The sequence below is a fragment of the Elstera sp. genome (assembly GCF_044372965.1).
Classification (GTDB): domain Bacteria; phylum Pseudomonadota; class Alphaproteobacteria; order Elsterales; family Elsteraceae; genus Elstera.
In genome coordinates this window covers 1-4,540 of record NZ_JBILQX010000236.1, presented here as the reverse complement: position 1 = coordinate 4,540, position 4,540 = coordinate 1, and the positions used below count along the sequence as shown (strand labels likewise).

Below are 4,540 nucleotides of genomic sequence, written 5' to 3'. Positions count from 1 at the left end.
GCGCGCAGGATGTATATTTGAACGTCGCGGGAGGTTTGCGGATTTCGGAGCCCGCCGCCGATCTCGCTGTTGCAGCAGCCCTGGTTTCCGCCTATTCCGGGGAACCGGTGCCGTCCGACATGGTTGTCTTTGGCGAGGTTGGGCTGGGCGGCGAGGTTCGCCAGGTCGGCCAAACCGATGCGCGGTTGAAGGAAGCCTTGCGCTTGGGGTTCGGACGGGCTTTGATCCCGGCGCGCCGGGCAGGGGCCGCAAGGGACGGTATCGGGTTAGAGTTGACCGAGGTTGATCGTCTGGTCGATTTGGTCGAGCGGCTCGCGCCCCCGGACGAAAGCAGTTGGCGGCGCAAGCTGCCGTAGAAGTTTAGCGCGTTGAGACGGGACCAAAACCGGGACCGAGAGGAACAGAATGGACGGCGGCTTTCATATGACCGACATCGCGGTCGTGATCGTGGTGCTGATTTCGGGGGTGCTGGCCTTCCTGCGCGGGTTCGTGCGGGAAGCCTTGGGTATCGCCGCCTGGATCGGCGCGGCCTTCATCGCCATGCAGGTGCAGCCCCTCACCATGGGGCTGGCGATGGATCTGATCGGCATGGAGGTGATCGCTAAATACGGCTCCTGGGTCGTTATCTTCCTGATCGCGCTGATTATCCTTTCCATCGTCAGCGGCGCGGTGGCCAATATGATTAAGGACACCAGCCTGAATGCGCTGGATCGATCCTTGGGCTTCGTTTTTGGCCTCGCACGCGGTGGGCTGCTGATCGCGGTCGTCTATTTCCTCGGCGCGCAACTGATGAATAAGAACGCGCCGCCGCCGGAATGGCTCGCTCAAGCCAAAACCTATCCGCTGATCGTGCGCGGGGCCGATATCGTCTCGGTCTTCGTCCCGCGCGATGCGAGCGAACAGGCTGCGCGCGAGATCGAAGAAAAGCGCCGCCAGGGCGAAGCGCTGCTGGAGATTCAAAAGAACCTCCAAACCCTGACCGCACCGCCCGCAGGGCCCGTCACGCCGCAACCGGCCCCTGTTGCCCCGGTTCAAACCGGACCGGCACCCGCCGTTCCGCCCGCGCTTGTTGCCCCGTCGCCCGCGAAACCCGGCACGCCCGCAGTGGCCCCGACACAACCCCCGGCGGCGGCACCGCAACCCAAACCGGCCCCTGCGGCGGCGCCGAACGCCGCAAGCCCTGGAGCCCCTGCAAAAGCGGGAGGCGGGTATGACGACCAGCAACGTAACTCGCTTGATGCATTCATCAAAAATAAGCAGTAAAGAGGCGCCTTGCCATTGCCCCGCCTCGCCCGGTCGGGTTTAGCCAAGTCTTTCGAAGGGGATTACCCGCATGCTCACCACGCATCCGTTTGACGACGATAAGCTGCGGGAGGAGTGCGGGGTCTTCGCCATTTACGGCACCCCGGATAGCGCCGCCCATACCGCCCTCGGCCTGCACGCGCTCCAGCATCGCGGCCAGGAAGCGGCGGGGATTGTCTGTTTCGACGGCAAGCAGTTCAACGCGCACCGCGCGCTTGGCCATGTCGGCGAAACCTTCGCCCAGCCGGACGTAATTAATCGCCTCAAGGGTCATGCCGCCATCGGCCACACCCGCTACGCCACCACCGGCGACACGCTGCTGCGCAATGTTCAGCCGCTGTTTGCCGATCTTGCCATTGGCGGTTTTGCCATCGCCCATAACGGCAATCTGACCAATAATCAGGCCCTGCGCCGCCGCCTTGTTGAGCGCGGCTCCCTGTTCCAATCGACTACCGATACGGAAGTCGTGGTGCATCTGATCGCAACGGCGCTCGCAACCGCCGTGGTTGACCGGCTGATCGATGCGCTGCGGCAGATTTCTGGTACATATTCCTTCGTCGGACTGATGGACGACGGGATCGTCGGCGTGCGCGACCCCAATGGCGTGCGTCCGCTTGTGCTGGGCCGCTTGGGCGATGCCTATGTGATGGCGTCGGAAACTTGCGCGCTCGATATTCTCGGGGCCGATTTCATCCGCGACGTTGAGCCGGGCGAGATGGTCATTATTACCCGCGATGGGCTGACCAGCCGCCACCCCTTCCCGAAAGCCAGCCGCCGCTTTTGCATTTTCGAGCATATCTACTTTGCCCGCCCGGATAGCATCGTCGAAGGCGAGAGCGTTTATAACGCCCGCAAGCGCATCGGCGCGGAACTCGCGCGGGAAGCCGGGGTTGATGCCGATGTCATCATTCCGGTGCCGGATTCGGGCGTGCCCGCCGCGCTCGGCTATGCCAATGAGGCCGGGATTCCGTTCGAGCTTGGGATTATCCGCAATCACTATGTTGGCCGGACCTTCATTGAGCCGACCGATCAGATCCGCCATTTGGGCGTGAAGCTGAAGCATAACGCCAACCGCGCCCATATTTACGGCAAGCGCGTAATTCTGGTCGATGACAGCATTGTGCGCGGCACCACCTCCACCAAAATCGTGGAAATGGTCCGCGCCGCTGGGGCTAAGGAAGTGCATATGCGCATCGCCTCGCCGCCGACGACCTATAGCTGCTTCTATGGCGTCGATACCCCCCGCCGCGACAAGCTGCTGGCAAGCCAGATGGACGTGGAGGCGATGACCAAGTTCATCGGGGCCGATAGCCTCGCCTTCGTCTCCATCGACGGGCTTTACCGCGCGATGGGCCATGATGAGGGCCGCATCGCCAGCAATCCGGGCTTCTGCGACGCCTGCTTTACGGGCGACTACCCGATTCCGCTGACCGATTTTACCGACGGCACCAGCGACGACCGCGTGAGCGTGCTGGCGGAATAACATGAGCAACGGAAAGTTAGCAGGACGCATCGCGCTCATCACCGGCGCATCGCGCGGTATCGGTGCCGCCGTCGCCAAACTGTTTGCTGCCGAGGGAGCCCAGGTGGTTCTGGTGTCCCGTTCGGTCGGCGGGCTCGAAGAGGTGGATGACGCGATCCGCGCCACCGGCCACCCAGGGGCGACCCTGCTGCCGCTCGATCTCGCCGATGGCGCGAAGATCGATCAGCTTGGCTATGCCCTGGCCGAACGCTTCGGGCGGCTCGACGTGCTGGTACTGAATGCAGGCATGCTGGGGGGCTTCTCGCCCGTTGGGCACCAGACGCCGAAGATTTTCGAAAAGCTGATGGCCGTGAATTTTGCGGCCCCCTGGCGCTTGATTCGCGCCTGCGATCCGCTGCTGCGGGCGTCGGACGCCGGGCGTATCATCGCCACGGTCGGCGGCCCTGGCACGGCGGTGCCTGAGCATTTCACCGGCCCCTATGCCGCCAGTAAGGCCGCGCTGCTGAGCTTGATGCAGACCTACGCCGTCGAAAACGCCAAGACGAAGCTGCGCGTCAACTGCGTCGATCCCGGCACAGTCGCCACCCGCCTGCGCGCCGAAGGCTTTCCGGGGGAAGACGCTAGCGCCTTCCCCACGCCGGACGGTATCGCGCCGTTGTATCTCGATCTGGCGACGGCGGAATGCGAGCAAAACGGCACGGTTTTAAGGCTGCAATAGCAGGGGCTTTGCCTCAGATGCGCTTTGCGCGTCAAACGCGCGGGTGCACCCCACTCAAGGGGCTTGGCCCCTTGAGAATCCCATTTCTTTTCCTCGATTTGCAGCGTAGAAACTCCGATCCAATAAAAGGGATTATTAAGGGGCCAAGCCCCTGAATCGGGGTCGTTAGGGGCAGCGCCCCTAACCTTGCGCAGCAAAGAGTTTCCATGAACGTCGCCGATTTCGATTTCGAGCTTCCCGATTCCCTCATCGCCGAACGTCCGATGGAGCCGCGGGAGGCCGCGCGCTTGCTCTGCGTCGGCGCGGCGCTGGAAGATCGCCTCATCGGCGATTTGCCCGCGCTTCTTGGGCCGGGCGATTTGATCGTCTTCAACGATACGCGGGTAATTCCGGCGCGGCTGCATGGCGTGCGGGAGCGGCAAGAGGGGGGCGTTTCGGTTCCGGTTGAACTGCTGCTGCATCAACGCCAGGGTGACGGTAGTTGGACAGCTTTTGCCAAGCCGGGCAAACGCCTGAAGCTCGGCGATACCATCCTGATCGGCGAGGTTCTGCGGGCGACGCTGCTGGAAAAGCGCGACAGCGGCGAAGTGCTGATCAAGTTCGACCGGCAGGGGGCAGACCTCACCACCGCCCTGGAGCAGGTCGGCGAGATGCCCCTGCCCCCCTATATCCGCCGGGCGCAAGACGCCCAAGATAAGCAGGATTATCAGACGATCTTCGCCGCCAAGGACGGGGCGGTCGCCGCCCCCACGGCGGGGCTGCACATCACGCCGCGCCTTTTAGAGGCGCTCACAGCGCGCGGTGTTCGCACCGAAACGGTCACGCTGCACGTGGGCGCGGGCACGTTCCAGCCGGTGAAGGTAGAGCGGATTGAAGACCATAAGATGCATTCGGAATGGGCTGAACTTTCACCGGAAACCGCCGCGCGGCTGAATGCCCATCGGGCGGGCGGCGGGCGGATTATCGCCTGCGGCACAACCTCCTTGCGCACGCTGGAAAGTGCCGTGGCCCCGGATCGTAGCTTTAGCCCGCTAACG

The 4,540-nt window shown here is 63.4% G+C and carries 5 protein-coding genes; all 5 read left to right on the top strand.

The annotated features are described in order from the left end of the window. Positions 1 to 356 (top strand): S16 family serine protease (locus ACIQ36_RS18615; RefSeq protein WP_395832122.1); only part of this gene is annotated, 356 nt, incomplete at its 5' end. Between the two features lie 49 nt (positions 357 to 405). Further along, positions 406 to 1,263 (top strand): CvpA family protein, encoded by an 858-nt coding sequence (locus ACIQ36_RS18610; RefSeq protein WP_395832120.1) that lies wholly within the window; start codon positions 406 to 408, stop codon positions 1,261 to 1,263. Between the two features lie 70 nt (positions 1,264 to 1,333). After that, complete coding sequence (purF, locus tag ACIQ36_RS18605; RefSeq protein ID WP_395832118.1) at positions 1,334 to 2,785, top strand: amidophosphoribosyltransferase; 1,452 nt, start codon at positions 1,334 to 1,336, stop codon at positions 2,783 to 2,785. A gap of 1 nt (position 2,786) precedes the next feature. Continuing rightward, complete coding sequence (locus ACIQ36_RS18600; protein ID WP_395832116.1) at positions 2,787 to 3,503, top strand: SDR family NAD(P)-dependent oxidoreductase; 717 nt, start codon at positions 2,787 to 2,789, stop codon at positions 3,501 to 3,503. A gap of 206 nt (positions 3,504 to 3,709) precedes the next feature. Beyond that, positions 3,710 to 4,540: tRNA preQ1(34) S-adenosylmethionine ribosyltransferase-isomerase QueA (gene queA / locus ACIQ36_RS18595; protein WP_395832114.1), on the top strand; the 831-nt coding region annotated here is incomplete at its 3' end.